This is a genomic window from Kutzneria chonburiensis (assembly GCF_028622115.1).
Lineage (GTDB): Bacteria > Actinomycetota > Actinomycetes > Mycobacteriales > Pseudonocardiaceae > Kutzneria > Kutzneria chonburiensis.
Map to the genome: position 1 here is coordinate 5,343,718 of NZ_CP097263.1, position 21,128 is coordinate 5,364,845.

The 21,128-nt window shown below is 68.7% G+C and carries 15 protein-coding genes; 9 read left to right on the top strand and 6 right to left on the bottom strand.

What is annotated here, in order from left to right; all coding sequences use genetic code 11:
* Positions 1 to 95: 95 nt before the first annotated feature.
* The 3 genes from M3Q35_RS24125 to M3Q35_RS24135 are packed head-to-tail and all read right to left on the bottom strand — an operon-like array spanning position 96 to position 3,393.
* Positions 96 to 1,238 (bottom strand): hypothetical protein, encoded by a 1,143-nt coding sequence (locus M3Q35_RS24125; RefSeq protein ID WP_273934598.1) that lies wholly within the window; start codon positions 1,236 to 1,238, stop codon positions 96 to 98.
* A complete protein-coding gene (locus M3Q35_RS24130) occupies positions 1,232 to 2,491 on the bottom strand; it encodes a glucarate dehydratase family protein (protein WP_273934599.1) in 1,260 nt (419 codons plus the stop codon). The genes M3Q35_RS24125 and M3Q35_RS24130 overlap by 7 nt, the downstream gene beginning before the upstream one ends.
* Positions 2,488 to 3,393, bottom strand: a complete 906-nt coding sequence (locus tag M3Q35_RS24135) for a 5-dehydro-4-deoxyglucarate dehydratase (protein ID WP_273934626.1) — start codon at positions 3,391 to 3,393, stop codon at positions 2,488 to 2,490. The genes M3Q35_RS24130 and M3Q35_RS24135 overlap by 4 nt, the downstream gene beginning before the upstream one ends.
* A gap of 405 nt (positions 3,394 to 3,798) precedes the next feature.
* On the opposite strand from M3Q35_RS24135, the gene M3Q35_RS24140 reads away from it, so the two are divergent.
* The 3 genes from M3Q35_RS24140 to M3Q35_RS24150 are packed head-to-tail and all read left to right on the top strand — an operon-like array spanning position 3,799 to position 6,940.
* Positions 3,799 to 4,590 carry an IclR family transcriptional regulator gene (locus M3Q35_RS24140; RefSeq protein WP_273934629.1) on the top strand — a complete coding sequence of 264 codons (792 nt, stop codon included), beginning with the start codon at positions 3,799 to 3,801 and terminating at the stop codon, positions 4,588 to 4,590.
* A gap of 50 nt (positions 4,591 to 4,640) precedes the next feature.
* Complete coding sequence (locus M3Q35_RS24145) at positions 4,641 to 5,465, top strand: NAD-dependent epimerase/dehydratase family protein (protein ID WP_273934630.1); 825 nt, start codon at positions 4,641 to 4,643, stop codon at positions 5,463 to 5,465.
* Complete coding sequence (locus M3Q35_RS24150; protein WP_273934633.1) at positions 5,462 to 6,940, top strand: aldehyde dehydrogenase (NADP(+)); 1,479 nt, start codon at positions 5,462 to 5,464, stop codon at positions 6,938 to 6,940. Before M3Q35_RS24145 ends, M3Q35_RS24150 begins: the two co-directional genes overlap by 4 nt.
* 59 nt (positions 6,941 to 6,999) lie before the next feature.
* Here the strand turns inward: M3Q35_RS24150 and M3Q35_RS24155 are convergent, their stop codons facing one another.
* The gene (locus tag M3Q35_RS24155) at positions 7,000 to 8,283 is read right to left on the bottom strand and encodes an MFS transporter (protein WP_273934635.1); all 1,284 of its coding nucleotides are present in this window, start codon (positions 8,281 to 8,283) and stop codon (positions 7,000 to 7,002) included.
* A 219-nt stretch (positions 8,284 to 8,502) separates the two neighbouring features.
* Between M3Q35_RS24155 and M3Q35_RS24160 the strand changes: the two genes are divergently transcribed.
* From M3Q35_RS24160 to M3Q35_RS24170, 3 genes are all read left to right on the top strand, one after another.
* Positions 8,503 to 11,640 carry a S8 family peptidase gene (locus tag M3Q35_RS24160; protein WP_273934637.1) on the top strand — a complete coding sequence of 1,046 codons (3,138 nt, stop codon included), beginning with the start codon at positions 8,503 to 8,505 and terminating at the stop codon, positions 11,638 to 11,640.
* A 140-nt stretch (positions 11,641 to 11,780) separates the two neighbouring features.
* Positions 11,781 to 12,401: a T6SS immunity protein Tdi1 domain-containing protein gene (locus M3Q35_RS24165; RefSeq protein ID WP_273934639.1), complete on the top strand. Its 621-nt coding sequence runs from the start codon at positions 11,781 to 11,783 to the stop codon at positions 12,399 to 12,401.
* A 205-nt stretch (positions 12,402 to 12,606) separates the two neighbouring features.
* The gene (locus M3Q35_RS24170) at positions 12,607 to 13,785 is read left to right on the top strand and encodes an RtcB family protein (protein WP_379794314.1); all 1,179 of its coding nucleotides are present in this window, start codon (positions 12,607 to 12,609) and stop codon (positions 13,783 to 13,785) included.
* On the opposite strand, the gene M3Q35_RS24175 is transcribed toward M3Q35_RS24170, so the two are convergent.
* Both M3Q35_RS24175 and M3Q35_RS24180 read right to left on the bottom strand, forming a co-directional pair.
* Positions 13,766 to 14,311 (bottom strand): histidine phosphatase family protein, encoded by a 546-nt coding sequence (locus M3Q35_RS24175; RefSeq protein WP_273934641.1) that lies wholly within the window; start codon positions 14,309 to 14,311, stop codon positions 13,766 to 13,768. The genes M3Q35_RS24170 and M3Q35_RS24175 overlap by 20 nt on opposite strands.
* A 1-nt stretch (position 14,312) precedes the next feature.
* Entirely contained in the window at positions 14,313 to 16,721 is a 2,409-nt protein-coding gene (locus M3Q35_RS24180) for an alkaline phosphatase family protein (protein WP_273934644.1), read from the bottom strand.
* A gap of 192 nt (positions 16,722 to 16,913) precedes the next feature.
* Here M3Q35_RS24180 and M3Q35_RS24185 point away from each other — a divergent pair, with 192 nt between their 5' ends.
* The 3 genes from M3Q35_RS24185 (at position 16,914) to M3Q35_RS24195 (ending at position 21,026) form a co-directional block, all read left to right on the top strand.
* Complete coding sequence (locus tag M3Q35_RS24185; protein ID WP_273934645.1) at positions 16,914 to 18,134, top strand: glycosyl hydrolase family 8; 1,221 nt, start codon at positions 16,914 to 16,916, stop codon at positions 18,132 to 18,134.
* Positions 18,135 to 18,219: 85 nt separating this feature from the next.
* Positions 18,220 to 19,101 (top strand): aminoglycoside phosphotransferase family protein, encoded by an 882-nt coding sequence (locus tag M3Q35_RS24190; RefSeq protein ID WP_273934647.1) that lies wholly within the window; start codon positions 18,220 to 18,222, stop codon positions 19,099 to 19,101.
* 611 nt (positions 19,102 to 19,712) lie between these two features.
* On the top strand, positions 19,713 to 21,026 hold the full coding sequence (locus M3Q35_RS24195; protein WP_273934649.1) for a glycoside hydrolase family 27 protein: 1,314 nt from the start codon (positions 19,713 to 19,715) through the stop codon (positions 21,024 to 21,026).
* Positions 21,027 to 21,128 lie beyond the last annotated feature (102 nt).

Sequence of the window (21,128 nt, forward strand, 5' to 3'; positions counted from 1 at the left end):
GTATCGGCGGCCACCGGGGAGCAAATGTCACATGCGCGTCGGACTTGCCTCCATTCGGCACATCCGGACCGCATGTGCCGAGAGGGGCGGCGGGGTCAGGGGAGGCGGGAGAGGGCGTCGCGGATGGCGTCCAAACGGCCCTGGGAGGCCAGACCCGGGTGGTAGACGTGCAATTCGGACGCGCCGGCGTCGAGGTACTGCTGCCATTCGGCGGCCAGGGCGGCGCCGTCGACGGGACGCGGCGGCAGGGCGAGGACGTAGGCGGCGAGCGCCTTGTCGGTGATGCCCTGCAACGCCTTCAGCACGGGCAGGGCGGCGTCGGGCCCGGGCCACGCGGTGAAGGTCAGCGTGTCCACGTCGGCGTCGACCCCACCGGCCACGGTGGCGAACGGGCCGGTGGCCCACTCGTCGGCCGCGGCGTGGGCGATGATCTTGGCGGACGGGTTGAGCTCCTTGATCCGGCCGACCAGAAGCTGCCGCAGGCCACGGGAAAGCCCCGTGCGGACACCGGAAACGGTGTCGGCCAGCTGCTCCCCCAACGCTGCGCGAACGCTCTCGGCCCGGCCGTCGACACCGGCCTTCACGGTCCGCCGGAAGGCCACCACGTCGATGCCGGCGTCGCCGTACAGGCCGATGCAGGCGGTGCAGAAGCACAGCGACAGCAGCTGTGTCTGGGCCGGCGACCAGTCGGTGCCGTCGGTCTTCTCGTGGTGCCCGCCGTGCACGAAGCCCAGCGGCCCGCAGGCCTCCAGCACGACACCGTCCAGCGATCCACTGTGGACGATCTCGGAAACCAGGGTCTCGCAGTACTCGACGACATCGGCCTGCGCCGGGCACAGCGCGTACGGGTATCGATCACCGAAAGCGTTCTGCACCACGAGGTCCGGGTTGGAGTCCCCGAGACGGCTGGAGTGCGTGAGCACGGTCCAGGCGTGCACGGGAAGACCGACCGCCCGCAGCCGCTCCGCCGCGACACCGAACGAGTCACCGTCCACCCAGGACGGTTCCGCCGGCACGAGTCGCTTGCCCTGCCACGCTTGCGTCCGCACCGGCACGTACGAAGCGGCGTGCCGGGCGTCGATCATCCGGTGCCGCGGGTGCAGCGGCGTAGCGGCCCGGGTGGTGTGGTACGACGCCGCCAGGGCGACCGCGCCGACGCCGAGGCCGGCGAACCGCTCCGCCGCGGCGTCGTCGCCGACCAGGTCCCACGAGTAGGCGTGGGCGAGCGTGGTCACCACCGGGGGTTCTTCCTCTCGTACGACGGGACGACCCGCTGCATGTAGCCGGTGTCGTCCCGGCCGCGGATGTCGGTGTCCAGGAAACGCTGATGCGCCACGGCAAGCGCGTCCCGATCGAGCTCGACCCCCAGGCCGGGCCCGCTCGGCACGGGCACCGCACCGTCCACGAAGGACAGTGCGCCCGGCTTCACGACGTCGTCCGCGGCGTTCCACGGATAGTGTGTGTCGCAGGCGTAGCGCAGGTTCGGGGTGGCGGCGGCCAGATGCGTCATCGCCGCCAGGCTGATGCCCAGGTGCGAGTTGGAGTGCATGGACAGCCCGATGCCGAAGGTGTCGCACAGCAGCGCGAGGCTGCGGGACCGGGTCAGACCGCCCCAGTAGTGGTGGTCGGACAGCAGCACCTGGATGGCGTTCTGCCGGATCGCCGGCGGCAGGTGGTCGAAGGACACCACGCACATGTTGGTGGCCAACGGAATTTCCACCCGGGAGGCGACCTCGGCCATGCCCTCGATGTCGGCCGTCGGGTCCTCGAGGTACTCCAGCACGCCGTCCAGCTGCTCGGCCACCTTCACCGAGGTGTCCGGCGTCCACACGGCGTTCGGGTCCAGGCGCAGCGGGTGGTTCGGGAACGCCTCGCGCAGCGCGCGGATGGCCTCCATTTCCTCCTCCGGAGGAAAGACGCCGCCCTTGAGCTTGATCGAGCCGAAGCCGTACTCGTCGATCAGCGTGCGCGCCTGGGCCACGATGCCGGCCGGGTCCAGCGCTTCGCCCCACTGGTCCGGTTCGGCACCGGGGTGCCCGGCCCACTTGTAGAACAGGTAGGCGCTGTACGGCACGGCGTCGCGGACCTTGCCGCCCAACAGGTCCACCACCGGGCGGCCCTGGTGCTTGCCCTGGATGTCGAGGCAGGCCACCTCGAACGGGGAGAAGACCCGGTCGACGGTGCCGATGCTGGACATCTGGCCGGTCAGGCCGTGCTGGTCGGAGCCGATCGTGCCGCCCAGCCCGGCGGCCACCGCCGCGTGCAGGCCGTTGAGGTCGTAGACGTCAAGGCCGATCAGCCCCGGCAGGACCTTGCGGGTGCGCTCCAGATGCCCGGCGTCGCCGTAGGTCTCGCCGAGACCGCTGACGCCCTCGTCGGTGTGGATCTCGATGATCGTGCGCAGGGCCAGGGGCTCGTGCACGCCGACCGAGTTCAGCAGCGGCGGGTCGCGGAAGGCGATCGGCGTCAGGTTGATCTCGGTGATCTTCATTCCGCGATCAGCTTCCGGCCGGCCTCGATGATGCGGTCCAGTTCGGCCAGGTGCTCCTCGGTCGGGTCGAGCAGCGGCGGCCGCACGCCGCCAACGTCCAGGCCGCCGCGCACGACGGCCGCCTTGACCAGGGACACGGCGTAGCCGGGCACCTTGTCGCGCAGCTCGACCAGCGGCTTGTAGAAGCCGTGCAGCAGGGCGTTGACCTTGTCGGTGTCGCCGGCCGTGACAGCGTTGTAAAAGGCCAGCGAGATCTCCGGCGCGAAGCAGAACACGGCGGAGCTGTAGAGCTCGACGCCGATGCCGCGGTAGGCCGGCTGGGTCATCTCGGCCGTGGGCAGGCCGTTGAAGAACTGGAACGGCTTGTCGACGTTCTCCCGGACCGACAGCACGATGCGCTGCATCAGGTCCAGGTCGCCGATGCCGTCCTTGAAGCCGATCACGTTGGGCAGCTTGGCCACCTCGACCGCGGCCTCGGGCGTGAAGACGGCGTTGTTGCGCTGGTAGACGATCACCGGCAGGTCGGTGGAGGCGGCGACCTCAGTGACGTAGCGGGCCACACCGGGCGCCGGGCAGCCGACGAGGTACGGGGGCAGCAGCAGAATGCCGTCCGCGCCGGCGTTCTTCGCGGCGGCGGCGAACTTGCGGGCCATCGGGAGGGAGCCGCCAGCCCCGGCGAAGACGGGCACGCGCCCGGCGGTCGCCTCGACGGCGACGCGCACCGTGCGCTCGAACTCCTCGGGCTCGAGGGCGTGGAACTCACCGGTGCCGCAGGCCACGAACACCCCGCCGGGTCCGGCGGCGACGCCGTGCTTGACGTGCTCGGCCAGCACGTCCTCCGCGACCTCCCCGTCCGGGGTGAACGGGGTCACCGGGAAGAACAGCACTCCATCCAGTTGCATTCCAGACCTCTCGACTTCGCCCTGTGACGGCATCCGTGACGATCGTTGCTCGTGAAAACGTTTACACGCCACGACGCGGTCTGCCCAAGACCCGAAGGGTGGGTACCCGCGAGGCGGTGCGTCGGGCACCGCCTCGCGGGCTTGTGGGACTCAACGACACCGCCGCCGTTAGCCGTCGAGCCCACGCCTGTCGCGACCGCCATCAGGTGATCCACCGCGACGATGGAGCCCTGGCTGCGTCCGCGATCCCTGGCGCGGACCCGGAGGCCGACTGCCTGGAGATCGGGGCTGCCATTGACCCTCTCCTCGCGGTTCACGTATCTGAATGCCGGTCGTACTTGTGAACGTTGGCACGGACTGTAAGAATCAGAACCACCGTGTGTCAAGGTCCTGGAGGCCGATCAGATGTCAGAGGCAGTCGACAACGCGGCCCCCACCAGGCCGGCAGCGGTGAAATCCGCGGATCGAACCGTGGAGCTGCTCGAGGTCATGTCCCGCTCCGAGCGCCAGCTCACGCTGACCGAGCTGCACAAGGAGCTCAGCTACCCCAAGTCCAGCCTGTACATGCTGCTCCAGACCCTGGTCAGCCGGGGCTGGGTCGAGGTCGACCCGCAGCGCGGCAGCTACGGCATCGGCGTGCGGGCGCTGCTCGTCGGCACGTCGTACCTCGACCACGACCCGGTCGTGCGTACGGCCATCCGGGTGATGGAACAGGTGCGCCAGCAGATCAACGAGACCGTGCACCTGGCCCGGCTGGACGGCGCGGACGTGGTCTACCTGGCCAGCCGCGAGTCGGAGCACCACCTGCGCGTGGTGTCCCGTGTCGGCCGCCGGCTGCCCGCGCACGCCACCTCGCTGGGCAAGGCGCTGCTGGCCGAGCGCAGCCGTCCCGAGGTGGACGCGCTGCTGCCGGAGCGCCTGGAGGCGCTGACCCAGAACACCGTGACCGACCGCAACGAGCTGCACGCGCAGCTCGCCCGCTTCCACGCCGAGGGCTACGCGCACGAGCGCGAGGAGAACACCCCCGGACTCGGCTGCTACGCCGTCGCGCTGCCGTACCGCAACCCGGTGATCGACGCGATGAGCTGTTCGGTGCCGCTCGGCCGGCTGGACGCCGAGCACGAGCGCCAGGTCGTCGGGGCGCTGCTCGCCGCCGCCCGGACCATCACCGAGGTCTTGCGTCAGTTCGGTCGCTGAGTACCGTTCTGAAGCAATTGTAAACGTTTGCAAGATGGAGGCCACATCCCGTGACCGAACGCATCCTGATCACTGGCGCCGCCGGCGGCGTCGGCACCCTGATGCGGCCAAGACTCGCCGCCGCCGGCCGGGTCCTGCGGCTGCTGGACATCGGCGAGCTGCCGACCGGCGCCGACGGCGAGCACGTCGAGCTGCTCACCGGGTCGGTGACCGACCAGGCCGCGATGGACGCCGCGTGTGCCGGCGTGGACGCCGTGATCCACCTCGGCGGGCACAGCCTCGAGCAGCCGTGGAAGGACATCCTGTCCGTCAACATCGACGGCACCCACACGGTCCTGGAGGCCGCCCGGCGCAACGGCGTCAAGCGCGTGATCCTGGCCAGCTCCAACCACGCCGCGGGCTACCACCGCCGTGGCGCCGAGGACACCCCGGACTACGCCTTCCCGCGCCCTGACACGTACTACGGCGTCAGCAAGGTCGCCGTGGAGGCGCTGGGGGCGCTGTACTCCGACCGCTACGGCCTCGACGTGATCGCCGTCCGGATCGGCTCGTGCTTCGAGAAGCCGCGGGACGTCCGGATGCTGTCCACGTGGCTGTCCCCCGACGACTGCGCCCGCATGCTGGAGGCGTGTTTGGCCACCCCCTCGCCCGGGTACCGGGTGATCTGGGGCGTGTCCGACAACACCCGGCGCTGGGTATCGCTGGACGAGGCAAAAGCGTTGGGATATCAGTCGGAGGACGACTCGGAGCGGTTCGCCGACGAGGTCATCGCCGAGCACGGCATGCCCGCGCCGGACGGCCCCGAGCTGAACTACGTTGGCGGCGTCTGGGTGACATCCGCCTGGGACACCGCCGTCAAGGAGGCAACGCAATGACCGCTGTGCAAGGGTACAACCCTCGCACCGGGGAGGCTTTCGGTTCACCGGTCCCGTCCACTTCGGACGCAGAACTGGATCTTATCGTCGCCAAGGCTGTCGCTTCTGGTTGGTCGGCAACGACTTCGGCCGACCGGGCCGAGGCGCTGGAGCGGGTGGCCGACGCGCTGGACGCGGAGTCCGAGCTGCTGGTGTCCACTGCGGACAGTGAGACCGCGCTGGGCCTGCCCCGGCTGACCGGCGAGCTCAAGCGGACCACGAACCAGTTGCGGCTGTTCGCTTCCGTGCTCCGTGAGGGCAGCTACCTCGAGGCCACCCTCGACACCGCGGACGCCAACACCGTGCCGCCGCGGCCCGAGCTGCGCCGCATCCTGCGGCCGATCGGCGTAGTCGGCGTGTTCGCGGCCAGCAACTTCCCGTTCGCCTTCTCCGTGGCCGGCGGCGACACCGCGTCGGCGCTGGCCGCCGGCTCGCCGGTGATCGTGAAGTCGCACCCGTCGCACCCGACGACGTCGGTGGAGACCGCGCGGATCGTGGCTTCGGCGTTGCCGGAGGGCGTTTTCGGCATCGTGCACGGGTTGGAGGCCGGTCCTGCACTGGTCAAGCACCCGTCGGTCAAGGCGGTCGGCTTCACCGGGTCCACCGGCGGCGGGCGGGCCCTGTTCGACCTGGCCAGCGGCCGGCCCGACCCGATCCCGTTCTACGGCGAGCTGGGCAGCGTCAACCCGACCGTGATCCTGCCGGGCGCGGCCACCGCGGAGACAGCGGCCGGCTTCGCCGGGTCTTTGACCCTTGGCGTCGGCCAGTTCTGCACCAACCCCGGGCTGACCTTCGCGCCGGCGTCGATGGTGGAGGCGCTGACCGCTGCCGTTGGCGCTTCTTCCGGCGGGCCGATGCTCAACGAGCGTATGCAGCAGGGCTATCAGTCCGGTGTGGACTCGTTGGCCGCCAGCGATCTCGTCGAGCTGGCCGCTACGGGGTCCGACCCGGCGCAGGGCTACAGCGTGGCGCCGAAGCTGTTCACCACCGAGCTGAAGACGTTCGCCGCCAACCTCGGCACACTGACCGAGGAGCACTTCGGGCCGGCGGGCGTGGTCGTCACGTACACCGATCCCGAGGAGCTGCTGGAGGTTCTCCCGCAGCTGCCGGGTTCGCTGACCGCGACCGTGCACGCTTCCTCGTCCGAGCACGCGCTGGCCGGGCGCATCGGTTCCGCTTTGCAGGCCGTCGCCGGGCGGCTGATCTTCAACGCGTGGCCGACCGGCGTGGCCGTGGCGTGGGGCATGCAGCACGGCGGCCCGTGGCCGGCCACCACCAACGCCCTGTTCACCTCCGTCGGCTCCACGGCCATCCGGCGCTGGCTGGTGCCGGTGTCGTACCAGAGCTGGCCCGAGGACCTGTTGCCGCCGGAGCTCCAGGCCGGCAACCCCCTCGGCATCCCCCGCCGCTTCGACGGCGTGCTAGGCACCAAGTAGTTGATGCTTGGAAGGGGGCCTTCCAACACTCGGAGTGGAGGAAGGCCCCTTCCAAGCGTTCAGGCTTGCGCGGCGGGGGTGCGCTGGGGTAGGGCGAGGAGGCCGAGGAAGGCTACGACGGCGCAGCCGACGATGTACCAGCTGATCCACGTGCTGGAGGCGGTGCCGGCGAGGATGGCGGTGGCGATCAGGGGCGCGGGGCCGCCGGCGATCACCGAGGCCAGCTGATAGCCGAGGCCGGCGCCGGAGTAGCGGACGTTGGTGCCGAAGGACTCCGCGATCAGCGCCGCCTGCGGGCCGTACTGCATGGCGTGGAACACCAGGGAAGCGATGATGGCCAGCAGCACGAGGCCGGTGACTTTGGTGTCCAGCAAACCGAAGTACGGGAACGCGAACAAGCCGACGCAGCCGATTCCGATGCCGTACATGAGCTTGCGGCCGATGCGGTCGGACAGCCAGCCGAACAGCGGCACGCACACGACGCCGAACGCGGCGGCGATCAGGGTGTAGCCAAGCAGGTCGTCCTGGTTCAGCTTGAGCTGCTTGGTGCCGTAGGTCAGCACGAAGTTCGTGAACAGATAGAACGGCGCCTGCTCGGCCATCCGCAGGAACGCGGAGCTGAGCACCTCGCGCGGGTGGTCCACGATGGCCCGCCAGACCGGTTGGCGCACAACGGCCGCCTTGGCCACCACGCTCTCGAACTGCGGCGATTCCAGCACACGCAACCGGACGTACAGGCCGATCCCGATCAGCACCACGCTGAGCAGGAACGGGATCCGCCAGGCCCAGGCCAGGAAGCCGTCGCCGGCCCAGGTGGAGATCAGGCGCACCACACCCGTGGACAGCAGCAGCCCGATCGGCACACCCAACTGCGGCAGGCTGGCCATGAACCCGCGTTTGTTCTGGTCACCCCACTCCATGGCCAGCAGCACCGAGCCGCCCCACTCGCCGCCGACTCCGATGCCCTGCACGATGCGCAGGATCGTCAGCAGCACCGGTGCGGCGAGGCCGATCGACGCCGCCGTGGGCAGGCAGCCGATCAGCAGGGTGCCGATGCCCATCGTCAGCAGCGTGCCGATCAGCGTGCCGCGGCGGCCGATCCGGTCGCCGAAGTGGCCGAACAGCGCTGCGCCGATCGGCCGGGCGGCGAAGCCGACGAACTGCGTGCCGAACGCGGCCAGGGTCCCCGCGTACGGCGTGCCACCGGGAAAGAACAGGTGCGGAAAGATCAACGCCGCAGCCGTGTTGTAGAGGAAGAAGTCGTACCACTCGATCGAGGTGCCGATGGTGCTCGCGACCGCGGCGCGCCGCCGCTGGGTGCGGATGAGAGCCAGGTCACTCATGCGGACACCTTGATCGCACACCGTTGCCATGTCAAGAACGTGTGAGTTTCTGGCCCGCAAGGTTCGAGGCGGCCAACATATAAACCCCTTTCTGCATTAGTTAAAACAAGTCGTGGCTTTGCATCCGGACGGCGCTTGTGAAGCCCATGACCGGGCCATTACCTTCCGTCAAACCCTGCTCACCGGGAGGTACCAGTGCTCCGTCGGCGTGGTGGCATCTTGCTCGCCGTTTTCCTGGCCATGGCGGGCCTTCCGGCGGTCGCCGGGGCATCACCCGGACCCGCGCCGGCCGACGCCGTCACGCTGCTCACCGGCGACAAGGTCATCCCGGCCACCAACGGCGGCCCCGGCCGGCTGCTGCCGGCCCCCGGCCGGGAGAACGTGCACTTCACCAGCTACCAGTCCCCGGGCCACAGCTACGTGATCCCCGAGGACGCGATGTCGTTGCTGGCGGCCAAGACCGTCGACCTGCGGCTGTTCGACGTCGACGCGCTGCGGGCCTACCACGGCACGCTGCCGTTGATCGTCCAGTACTCGGGGACGCGGCGGGCGCTGGCCCGGACGACCGGGGCGATGGACCTGCCGAGCATCAACGCGACGGCGGTGAAGGCCGACCCGGCCACGTTCTGGCGCGACCTCACCGGTTCCTCGCTGCGGGCCAACGCCTTGCAGAGCAACGGCATCGCCAAGATCTGGTTGGACGGGCAGAAGCACGCCACGCTCGACCACAGCGTGCCGCAGATCGGCGCGCCGACCGCGTGGGCCGCCGGTTACACCGGTACCGGGGTGACCGTCGCCGTGCTCGACACCGGCGTCGACAACGCCCATCCCGACCTGGCCACGCAGGAGATCGGCGAGAAGAACTTCTCCGGCTCCGCCGATGACAAGGACCACTACGGCCACGGCACCCACGTGGCGTCGATCGTCGCCGGCACCGGCGCGAAGTCCGGCGGCAGGTATCGCGGTGTCGCGCCGGGCGCGCGCATCCTTGACGTGAAGGTGCTGGGGGACAACGGTTCCGGTGCCGACTCGGGCATCATCGAGGGCATGCAGTGGGCCGCCGAGAACGGCGCCAAGGTGATCAACATGAGTCTCGGCGGCGACAACGGCCCCGACATCGACCCGGTCGAAGAGGCCGTGAACACCTTGTCGGCCAAGTACGGCGTGCTGTTCGTGATCGCCGCCGGCAACTACGGCCCGGTCAAGGGCACCATCGACTCGCCCGGGAGCGCCGACGCGGCGCTCACCGTCGGCGCGGTCGACCGGGACAACCAGATCGCCGAGTTCTCCGGCCGCGGTCCCCGTGTCGAGGGCGGTTTGATCAAGCCGGACATCACCGCACCCGGCGTGGACATCACCGCCGCGCTGAGCACGACCGCCAAGATCGGCGACCCGGCCGCCGACGGCTACACCAAGCTGTCCGGCACGTCCATGGCCACCCCGCACGTTGCCGGCGCGGCCGCGCTGCTGGCCCAGCAGCACCCCGATCTCACTGGCGCACAACTGAAGGCGCTGCTCGTCGGGGCCAGCACGCCGACGCCCGGCGCGACGCCGTTCGAGCAGGGCGCCGGCCGGGTCGACTCGGCCAAGGTGCTCACCCAGACCGTCACCGCCTCGCCGATCAGCCTCGGCTTCGATCCGCAGCAATGGCCGCATGTCGGAAAGCCCGCTGCCACCAAGGAAATCACGTACACCAACACCGGCACCGCGCCACTGACGCTCTCGTTGAAGACCGACAGCAACGGCGTTTTCGGTGTGTCACCGGCCCAGCTGACCGTGCCGGCCGGCGGCACCGCGGCGGCCACCGTCAGCGCCGAGGTGAGCAAAGCCCCCAACGGCGGCAAGTTCGGCGGTGCTGTCGTGGCCACCAGCGGCACCATGAGCGTCCGCACGGCCATCGAGATCGATCTTGAGGTCGAGAGCTACGACGTCACCTTCACCGCGCACGACCGCACCGGTGCCGCACCCGACTACGCGCACTTCTTCGTGACCAATGTGGACACCGGCGAGCTCTTCTCCCCCGCGGACTTCGTTGCCGGCAAGGTGGTTCAGCGCCTGCCGGCCGGGCGATACCTTCTGTCCGGCTCCGTCTCGACTTCGTCATCCAACGGCTACGACGTGATCAGCGCACCCAACCTTCGCGTCAGCAAGGCCACCACCATCGACCTCGACGCCCGTACGGCCAGGCCTCTGGACGTCAAGCTGCCCGATGCCAAGGCCCAGCTGGCGCAGTTGAAGGTCGGGTTCCAGCGGATCGCCGGGGCCAACCGTTGGACCATCACCAACTTCGAGCGCAGCGGTTACGTCGGCGACGTCGGCTTCGCCCAGCTCGGACCGGATGCTCCCGCCGGCGAGGCCACCGGCGAGGTCGCCACCACCTGGAGCAGTGACGCCGGCGTGTACGGTCTTTCCTGGTACCGCAAGGGCGGCGCGCAAACCGGTCTGTCCACTGTGGTCAAAGCCAAGGACCTCGCCACTGTCAACGTCCAGGTCGGCAATGTCGGCGAGGCCTACCTGTGGTTGACCTCCATGCCGCACAACGCCCGTAACGACTGGGGTTACGACCAGCCTTTCCCGGTCAAACCCGGTCTGCACAAGGAGTTCTTCGGCGGCGACAATGTCGATTGGGCCCGGCGGGTCAGCCTTCCCGGCGACAACTACGAGGACTTCGAGGGTCCGGTCAGGTACTACGCTCCCGGCTACACCTACTCCGAGTCCGTCCACCGCGGCGTTTTCGGCCCCGCTTTCCCTGACACCCGCGACGATTTGTGGGTGCAGCAACGCGGTGACCTCATGGTCGTCGCCACTCCCCTTTTCGGCGACGGTTCCGGCAATGCCGGCTTCTCCGCCACCACCTCCGCGTCGACCAAGCTCTACCGTGACGGCGTTCTGTTCGGGCAGACCAACCAGGCCGGCTCCGGCCGCTTCACCCTGCCTGCCGGGAAGGCCTCCTACCGCGTGACCACCGAGGCCACTCGGACCGGCCATGCCCAGGCGACGAAGGTCAGCGCCACTTGGACTTTCTCCGGCGCACCCAAGGCCGGCGTCTCCCAGTACCCCGTCTCCGCCGTCCGCTTCACCCCCGCTCTGGACGACAACGGCACCGCTCCCCGGGGCACCTTCTGCCTTCCCGTTTCCGTCCAGGACCAGCCCGGCACCACGTCCCGGCAGCACTTGCGTTCTTTGCAGGTCTCCTACGACTCCGGCTTGACTTGGCAGACCGTTCCCGTCGTCGGCGGTTACGCCACTTTGCACCACCCCGCCGACGCCAAGACGGTCTCTTTGCACGCCACCGCCGCCGACAACGCTGGCAACTCCGTGGACCAGACCATCATTGACGCGTACCTGCTGCGCTGAGCCGTCCCACCGAATGGCCGATCCCTTACCGGGGCCGGCCATTCGGCCGTTTTCGGGCAGCGCGATCCCCGCCCACCTAAACTCCAGGCGACATCCGTCCGCCAGGTTCCAAGCTCGACAGTCGGCCGCAAGGGGTGAAGATGTACCGCGAGTTCGTTTCACACTATCCACCCGACTCGACCGGAATGACGGTCTCCAGCAGCGATCCACGACTGGCAGCCCTCGAAGGGTTCGCGGAGCTGGCGGCAATCGGGGCCGGAGCTTCCTTCGGAAACGGCATTGTCCGAGTGCACTCGGAAGGCGAGATGCGCCGCGCGCAGTCCCTCATCAAGGAGGCGTTTCCCGAGTACACCAACCGAATCCTCCCGGTCGCGAAGGATTGGCTCGGGCGACAGTACGCCGGACTTCTCGACGAAGAGGCCGGCATGGTCAGCCAACTACTGCTGATCGAACCCGGATCGGGCGACGCGTTCGAGATCGACTGCGGGATTGCCACCCTCTTCGACGTCGAGTTCGTCGCCGACCCGGTCACCTACCTGGCGACGGACCTCTTCGCGGAGTGGACGATCGATCACCCGGAGACTCCCAAGAGCGGGGACTGTGTCGGATTCAAGGTTCCGCTCTTCCTCGGCGGAGCTGGTGCCGTCGACAATCTCGAAGTGACGGACGAGGAGGTGTACTGGTCGATTTTCGGCCAGCTCAAGGCCAAGACCAGGGATCTCCCGCCCGGCACAGGCATCGGTGGAGTCCAGATCGACTGAGCACAGGCCCTGCTGCGTCAAAATTGCCTCGACAGTAGTCGGCGAACCTGGCAGAGCTCGGACGGTGGGTCGACCGCCGATAGGCCTGATGGCACGGCTGCGAGACGATTCGGGCCAGGAAGCACGGCACTGGCGGCACCGTTCGGACACGGGTCGTCAATAAGTCGATCGTGCCGACGGCGGTTGTCGCTCTAGCCTTGCCGGCATGGCGATGACGACCGTGCCCGGGAAGCACGTGGATATCAAGATGTGGACGCGGGTGGACGAGGTGGAGCCCGCGGCCATGGCGCAGCTGCGCAACATCTCGGCGCTACCGTGGGTGGTCAAGCACGTCGCCGTGATGCCGGACGTCCACCTGGGCAAGGGGGCGACGGTCGGCTCGGTGATCGCGATGAAGGACGCGGTCTCGCCGGCGGCGGTGGGGGTGGACATCGGCTGTGGCATGACGGCGGTGCGGACCTCGCTGACGGCGAACGACCTGCCGGGGGATCTGGCGGGCATCCGCTCGGAGATCGAGCAGGCGGTGCCGGTCGGCTTCAACGCGCACAAGGACGCGGCGTTCGGGGAGCGGGATGCGGGTGACTGGAAGCAGTTCTGGGCCCGCTTCGACGACCTGACGCCGGCGGTGAAGGCGCGCGCGGACCGTGCGGTCAACCAGCTCGGCACGCTGGGCGGCGGGAACCACTTCATCGAGGTCTGTCTGGACACGTCCAAGCAGGTCTGGGTGATGCTGCACTCCGGCTCCCGCAACATCGGTAACGAGCTGGCGCAGCACCACATCGGCGTGGCCCGCAAGCTGGCCCACAACGAGGCGCTGCCCGACCGCGAGCTGGCGGTGTTCCTGGCCGGCACGCCGGAGATGGAGTCCTACCGGCACGACCTGTACTGGGCGCAGGAGTACGCGCGGCGCAACCGCTCCGTGATGCTGCGCCTGATCAGTGACGTGCTGCGCAAGCGGTACAAGCACATCCGCTTCGACGAGGCGATCAGCTGCCACCACAACTACGTGGCGGAGGAGAAGCACTTCGGGGAGGACGTGCTCGTGACGCGCAAGGGCGCGATCCGGGCGGGCAACGGGGATCTGGGCATCATCCCGGGTTCCATGGGCACCGGCTCGTTCATCGTCCGCGGCCTCGGCAACCCGGACTCCTTCGAGTCCGCGTCCCACGGCGCGGGCCGCAAGATGTCGCGGACCAAGGCCCGCAAGATGTTCAAGCGCACCGACCTCATCGAGCAGACCAAGGGCGTCGAGTGCCGCAAGGACACCGGCGTGATCGACGAGATTCCGGCGGCTTACAAGAACATCAACGAAGTGATCGCGAACCAGTCCGACCTCGTGGAGGTCGTGGCCAAGCTGAAGCAGGTCATCTGCGTGAAGGGCTGAGCCCCGGCCCCGTGATGCCGGTGTCGGTGATCCGATAGATCGCCGGCATCGGCATCGCGTTGCTGAAGGGCCAATCGACCGGGATGCCGAAGCCGGCGAGGGCACGGGCGACGAAAGTGCCGTGGCTGCCGATGACGACGGTGCCGGCGAAGGTATGGAGAACGGACACGGCTCGCTCGGTGAGCTGGTGCAGGCTTTCGCCGCCGGGACGGGCGAAGGACGGGTCGGCCCAACTGGCGGCGTAGTGGCGGGCGTAGTCGGGGGTCGGTTCGAGGCCGGAGTCCCATTCGCGGAGCGAAGGGTCGGTGTCGACGGCGAGGCCTAGGCTGTGGGCCAACGGTTCGACGGTCTGGACGGCCCGGAGATAAGGGCTGGCAACGATACGGTCGGGTTCGAAGGCGGCCAACTCCGAGACGAGGTGGGCGGCCTGGGCATGGCCGATCGGGGTCAGCGGGCGGTGATACTCGTCCGGCCCGCCGGCAACGGGATACACGGACTCGGCATGGCGGACAAGGATGATCTCCACGTCACACGAGTACCACACCGGCGGGTACGGTGCTCAACCCCAGGTCGGTGGTGGAAAGAACCGTCAAGGACTGGGCGTCGATCTTGGTGACGGTGCTGGACGCGTTGTTGGTGACCCAGATCTGGTCCTTCGAAGCGGTGATGCCGGTGGGGATGTGTCCAACCGGGATGGTGGAGACGACGGCGCGGCGAGAGGTGTCGATGACGGATACGGTGTCGGAGTTGGCATTGGTGACGTAGGCGACCTCGCCGTCGGGGCGGAAGGCTATGTTCCACGGGGCCTTGCCGACGGAGATGGTGGCCTTGACGGCATGCGTGACACTGTCCACAAGGGACACACTGTCGTGCCAGGTGTTGGCGACGTAGACATGCCGGCCGCCAGGGCAGGCGGTGACGCCATGGGCTCTGGCCAGACCGGGTAAGCAACCCCGGACGCGACGGGAAGCGGTGTCGACGATCCACAGCCCGTCCTGACACGAGACGTACAGGGTCGCACTGTCGGGACTGACGGAAACGGACTGGGGCGCAAGGCCGACGGAGATGGACCCGAGGACGGAGTTGGTCCTGGCGTTGATCACCGACACGGACTTGGAGCCGCCGGGGCCGGTGTCGGGACCGGTGTTGGCGACGTAGAGGAAACGTCCGTCGGGCGAAGCGGCTATGCCGTGCGGGTAAAGGCCAACCCTGATGGTGCCGGTGATACGGCCGGCGAAAGTGCTGAACACGGTGACCTTGTCGGCGCCGCTCTCAGTCATGTACACGGTCCCGCCATCGGCCGAAGCGACGATGCCGTAAGGGTTGATGGGCCCCTGCACGGTGGACAGCAGCTTGCCGGTGTCGACGTCGATCACGGACAGGGTGCAGGCGACAATGCCGGTGGCATAAGCCTTCTTGGACGGTGGGGCGGCCTCGCCCGCGGCCTTGTTGCGGGCGAACAGCTGTGTGCCGGGGAAGCTGCTGCCGGCCACGCCGTCGGGGAAGTCGGAGGCGTGGGTGGTGAGGGTCTCGTCGAGCCGGCTCCTCCCGCCCTGGTGCGGCGGAGTCTGGCCAACGCCGGGAATCTGCACCGACGGCAGGTGTTTGACGTTGTATTCGGCCTGCCACAAGGGAGCCTTGGTCGGCGGCAGCGGAGCCAACGGCTGGGCGGAGCCGCCGAGCCCCAGGGCTGACGTCAGATCGCCGAAGGTCCGCCGCCGCCAAGCGCTGATGTTGGTCTCACGCACACCGGTGACGGCCTCGATCAACCGCAGCACCGAGGTGTGGTCGAACGGCTCGGTGGCAACGAAACCGCCGCGCGTCCACGGCGAAACGATGGTGCACGGCACGCGAATGCCGGCACCGATGGGCAGTCCGTTGACGAACTCGTCGGGCGTGCCGGCGGGCGGCAGGGGCGGAACCATGTGGTCGAACAGGCCGTCGTTCTCGTCGTAGTTCAACACCACCACGGTTTTGGCCCACACGTCGGGATTCGCGGCGATGGCCTCGAGCTTGCCGGCCACGAAGTCGGCGCCGGCGGCGGGAAGGTAGTCGGGGTGCTCGCACTGCGGGGAAGTCGGGATGATCCACGAGACGGTCGGCAACCGGTCGTGCCGCGCGTCGTACTCGAACTGGTCGGCCGGCCCGATGGCCAGACCATGTTGGTGCAGCGGGGAATCCGGCCCGGCGTCCTGATACGCCTTGAAGAACTCCAACGGGTTGCAGCCGTAGTCGTCCTCCTGCTGGTACACGTGCCAGCTGACACCGGCGGCGGTGAGCCGCTCCGGGTAGGTGGTCCACGTGTACGGGGACGGCACGATGTTGCTGACGATCGGCCCGCCGTGCCGCCCGCCGGGGTCGATGGTGCCGCTCCAGTGATAGAGCCGGTTGGGCCAGGTCGGCCCGAGCACCGAGCTGAAGTAGGCGTCGCACACGGTGAACTCGCGGGCCAGCGCCCACTGGAACGGAATGTCGTCCTCGGTGTAGTAGCCCATGGTGTACGGGCCATGCCCGTCGCCGTCGGCGGCCCGGTGCGCGGGCAGCCAGCTGTCCATCTTGCCGCCGTTGACCGCCGCGTGCTGCACGGCGAAGGCGTGACTGGTGGACGGGATGGACTGCGAACTGGTGCGCCGCGTGTCGAGGTGGAACGGCAGCAAGTAGCCGTCGGGGCTCTTGGTGTCGGGCTGGTAGAACACCGACCGGCCGGTGGACAGCGTGATGGCGTGCGGGTCGTCGAAACCGCGAACGCCGGGCATGGTGCCGAAATAGTGGTCGAACGACCGGTTTTCCTGCATCAGCACGACGATGTGCTTGATGTCGCCGAGGGTCGCCGGGCCACGGGCGGCGACGGCGTTGCGCAGGGCAGGCGGCAGCGCCGAGGCGACGGCCACGCCGGCCGCCGATCCGAGCAGGCGCCGGCGCGAGATCCCAGCCATCGGTCCTCCCTGGCACGGACGTACACGCTCAGCAGACACCACGCCGGCAGCCGTCGCAACGGTTCACTCCGCCGTTCGGCCGAACCCCCTGTCCCGTAAGAGGTCTAGACCTCCCTTGACAGCAAAGACATGGGACGTCACCCTGATTGCACGCCGCCGCTTAGTTAAGAAACTTTCCTAACTGGAGCGAAGATGCGCGATCGATCCGGTCGGCTGGTGGCGGTGGCCGCTGCTGCCGCGACGATTTCCCTGTCCGTGTTGGTCTCCTCGGCTACTCCCGCCGCAGCCGCCGGCGAGAGCCACCCCTTCCCCACGCACGTCACGTACAAGACCGGGGTGATGCCGTCGGCCAGCGCCGCCGATCGGGACGCTGCCGTCAAGAAGCAGTACGACTCCTGGAAGAAGGCCTACCTGCGCTCGGCCTGTGGCGGCTACCTGGTGTACGCCACCGGCGACGCGCCCAACAAAGGCACGGTCTCCGAGGCCCAGGGCTACGGCATGAACATCGTGCCGCTGATGGCCGGCTACGACACCAACGCCAAGGCCGAGTTCGACGGCCTGTGGAAGGTCGTGCAGGACCACCGGGACAGCCAGGGCATGATGATGTGGAAGCTCGACGGCTCGTCCTGCAAGTACGCCGACTCCGGCACGCCGGACGCGGCCACCGACGGTGACCTCGACGTCGGCTACGGCCTGATCCTGGCCGACAAGCAGTGGGGCGGCTACACCGCGGCGGCCAAGGACTGGCTGGCCAAGTTCTACGCCGCCGACGTGGCCCCCGACGGGCACCTCAAGTGCGAGGACGACGGCCCGAACACCGACACCCGGCCGTCCGACTTCATGCTCGACCACCTGCGCGCCTTCGCGGCCTACGACACCGCGCACGACTGGAACAAGGTCGTCACCCGCACCGAGGCGGTGATCCAGGAGTTCACGGCCAAGTACTCGGCCACCGCGAACCTGCTGTCCGACTTCGTGGTCAGCGCCAACACCACCAGCCCGAAGCCGGCCCCGGCCGACTACCAGGAGAGCCAGCCGGACAACATCGTCGGCTACAACTCGGTGCGCGTGCCGTGGCACATGGGCACCGACGCGCTGGTCTACGGCAGCTCGGTGGCCAAGTCGGTGGCGACCAAGGAGTCCGCCAGCTACAAGGCCAAGGCCGGCGGCAACCCGGCCAAGATCTACCCGCACACCAAGCTGGACGGCACCCCGACCAACACCGGCGACCAGTGCGAGTGCGCCAACGACCCGGTCGGCGTGGCCGCGATGGCCGCGGGCGACCAGGCCTGGACCGACTCGCTGTGGAACTTCCTGGCCACCAACCCGTACGGCGACACGTACTACGGCGAGACGATCAAGATGCTCGTCTACATCGTGATGGCGGGCGACTACTGGACACCCGCGTCCTGAAGTAGATCGCCGGTAGGTCCACCTCCCGGGGCTCCCCGACCCGGGAGGTGGACCGATTCAGCATTTTCGTCCACACTGTCCGCCCATGAGAGGCGGCACCGATGCCGACCGCGCGCTGCCGGTGATCGCCGCCGCCTGCGGTCTCGGCTTCAGCAGAGTGAAACCCCTGTCCGGCGAGCACGGCGCGGTCGAGGCGACCGTGGCCGGGCGCGGCCGGTACGTGGTGAAGTGGACGTGGCATCCGCACTCGTGGCCGCACGAGGTGGCCGAGGTGACGGCCCGTCTGCGGACGCTGCGCTACCCGGTGCCGCGGGTCATCGCCGCCGACCGGCTCGACGGAATCGCCTTCTACGTCCAGGAAAAGCTGCCCGGCGCGCCGTCCGACGAGCTCGACTGCGACCAGCTGGAACAGATCGTCGACCTGGTCGAGCTGCACGCCGGCTCGGCCTCCGGGCTGTCCTCGCCGCGGAGCACGCTGCCGTGGGCCGAGCAGATCCGCCGCGACCTGGCCGATCCGGGGCACTGGACGCCGCGAAAACGGGCGCTGGCCGCGCATTCGCCCCGTGCCGCCGACCTGCTGCACGGCATCGAGGACCGCGCCGGCCGCCTCGATTTGTCCCGGGTGCCGCAGGACGACGTCGTACACGGCGACTACGGGCTGGGCAACATGCTGTTCCACGCGGGCGGTCTGTCCGGCGTGATCGACTGGGACGGCTGGCGGCCCGGCGACCGGCGGGCCGACCTGGTCACGCTGTGGTTCGCGCTGCGCATCGGCACCGACCAGACCCGCACCTCCACCGAGCTGCGCCGCCACCTGCGCCGGGTGATGGAACCCGAGCTGCTGTGGGCCTACTCGGCGCACAACGTGCTGCGCACGTTGGGCTGGTTCGCCTTCCGGCACGGCGGTTTCCCGGCCCCGACCTGGCTGGCCGCCAGCGAGCTCCTGCTGCGAACGGCGTTGGCCTAGATCAACACGTTGCCCACACCTCGCCATGTAGAAGAGCTCGGTATACGGCTCGCGAACGTCGGCTCGCTCGGTCATCCACTGCTCGACCTGCGAGGGAACCTGGCCGACCACGGGCATGCCGTCCGCGAGGACCTGGGGCCCGCACAGGGCGTCGACCACGATCCCGGCCAGTCGCTCGTCCCAGTAGTAGAGCTTCAAACCGAACTTCCGGTAGACGCCTTTGGTCGCCACAAGGTCTGTGCTGCCCGCGGGACGGTGCCACGTGTGCTGCTGCGACTCGGCCGTGAAGTCGCTCAGCGCCTCCGACACCTGATCAGGGGCCATGCCAAAACGCAGCGGCCCCACGCCCACGAAGGGCTCCAGCGTCTACCGCAGCCGCTCCTCCTCCGGCAAGATGTGCCACCACTTGAACATGACCATGAAAGCTACCGCGACTCGTCTGCCGCCGGACCTGAGCGGCTCATGTGCCTTCCAGCGCCGCCCTGAGCCACTCAGGTGCGGCGCTGATACATCGGATGTAAACGTCTGCATCTTGCTGAAATCGGGTTCAAGGCGCAGGATTCACCCGATGACCCGTCCGCCGCCGGGGCCCTTCGACGAAGGAGTGCAGCATGACCAGGTGGCGGATCGGCGCTGCCCTGCTCACGGCGGCGGCCGCCCTGCTGGCGACCGGCGGCGCGGCGGTGGCGCTGCCCGAGCATCACCCGACGATCTCCAGCACCCCACCGATGGGATGGAGCAGCTGGAGCTCCTTACGCGGCAACATCTCCGAGGCGATCATCGAGGCGCAGGCCAAGGTCATGCACGACCAGCTGCGCAGCCACGGCTACCAGTACGTCAACATCGACGCGGGCTGGACGGCCGGCGTCGACGAGTTCGGCCGCAGCACGTGGAACACCACGAAGTTCCCCAACGGCATGGCCGCGGTGGCCAAGTACGTGCACGACCTCGGCCTGAAGTTCGGCATCTACATGGTGCCGGGCATTCCCAAGGCGGCGGTGGACGCGAACTCGCCGATCAAGGGAACTCCGTACCACGTCAAGGATGTCATCGACCCGACCGCGCCGGGCAACACGGCGGCCGACGGCTCGGGCAAGCTGGACTTCAGCAAGCCGGGGGCGACGGCCTACGTGCAGTCGCAGGCGGATCTGTTGGCGTCCTGGGGAGTCGACTACATCAAGATGGACTTCGTCGGCCCCGGCGGCGGCCGGGTGGCGACCGACAACCGGGCCGACATCCAGCAGTGGCGCCACGCGCTGGACGCCACGCGCCGACCGATCCACCTGGAGCTGTCGAACTCGCTGAGCTTCGACAACGCGGCGGTGTGGCAGCAGTACAGCAACGGCTGGCGCATCGAGGGCGATATCGAGTGCTACTCACATTGTGTCGGCCTGACCAACTGGGCGGTGCGGGCCTCGCTGCGCTGGGACGACGCGCCCAAGTGGGTGCCGTTCGCCGGCCCGGGCCACTGGAACGACCTGGACTCGCTGGAGATCGGCAACGGCGCGAGCGACGGACTGAGCGCCGACGAGAAGCAGTCGGTGATGACGCTGTGGGCCATCGAGTCCTCGCCGCTGTTGCTGGGCACCGACCTGACCAAGCTGGTGCCCGAGGACATCAAGATGATCACCAATGACGAGGTGCTCCGGGTCGACCGGTCCGGCCATGCGGCGCATCCGCTGTCGCAGGCGACCAAGCAGCAGGTGTGGGTGAGCGACAACCACAACGGCAGCTACACCGTGGCCCTGTTCAACCTCGGCGACGCCCCGGCGACGGTGACCGCCAACTGGACCGATCTAGCACCCCATCGGCACAACGCTTTCGTCCGCGACCTCTGGTCGCACCAGAGTCTCGGCGTGGCCCGGGATGCCTTCTCGGCCACACTGGCGCCGCACGCATCGCGCCTGTTGACGGTATGGCTCTGAGATACATCGGCAATACCACGGGGCCCGCATTCGGCGGGCCCCGTTCCGTTTCACGACCAACGGCGGCGGCCGAACGGAGTAGCCAGGCAACGGTCTCCCTAT

What these genes read in the sequence shown, in the direction of transcription:
- M3Q35_RS24190 (WP_273934647.1), top strand. Translation starts at nt 18,220, where the DNA reads ATGAGAGGCGGCACCGATGCCGACCGCGCGCTGCCGGTGATCGCCGCC.
- M3Q35_RS24140 (WP_273934629.1), top strand. Translation starts at nt 3,799, where the DNA reads ATGTCAGAGGCAGTCGACAACGCGGCCCCCACCAGGCCGGCAGCGGTG.
- M3Q35_RS24180 (WP_273934644.1), bottom strand. Translation starts at nt 16,721, where the DNA reads ATGGCTGGGATCTCGCGCCGGCGCCTGCTCGGATCGGCGGCCGGCGTG.
- M3Q35_RS24130 (WP_273934599.1), bottom strand. Translation starts at nt 2,491, where the DNA reads ATGAAGATCACCGAGATCAACCTGACGCCGATCGCCTTCCGCGACCCG.
- M3Q35_RS24155 (WP_273934635.1), bottom strand. Translation starts at nt 8,283, where the DNA reads ATGAGTGACCTGGCTCTCATCCGCACCCAGCGGCGGCGCGCCGCGGTC.
- M3Q35_RS24195 (WP_273934649.1), top strand. Translation starts at nt 19,713, where the DNA reads ATGACCAGGTGGCGGATCGGCGCTGCCCTGCTCACGGCGGCGGCCGCC.
- M3Q35_RS24135 (WP_273934626.1), bottom strand. Translation starts at nt 3,393, where the DNA reads ATGCAACTGGATGGAGTGCTGTTCTTCCCGGTGACCCCGTTCACCCCG.
- M3Q35_RS24170 (WP_379794314.1), top strand. Translation starts at nt 12,607, where the DNA reads ATGGCGATGACGACCGTGCCCGGGAAGCACGTGGATATCAAGATGTGG.
- M3Q35_RS24150 (WP_273934633.1), top strand. Translation starts at nt 5,462, where the DNA reads ATGACCGCTGTGCAAGGGTACAACCCTCGCACCGGGGAGGCTTTCGGT.
- M3Q35_RS24185 (WP_273934645.1), top strand. Translation starts at nt 16,914, where the DNA reads ATGCGCGATCGATCCGGTCGGCTGGTGGCGGTGGCCGCTGCTGCCGCG.
- M3Q35_RS24165 (WP_273934639.1), top strand. Translation starts at nt 11,781, where the DNA reads ATGTACCGCGAGTTCGTTTCACACTATCCACCCGACTCGACCGGAATG.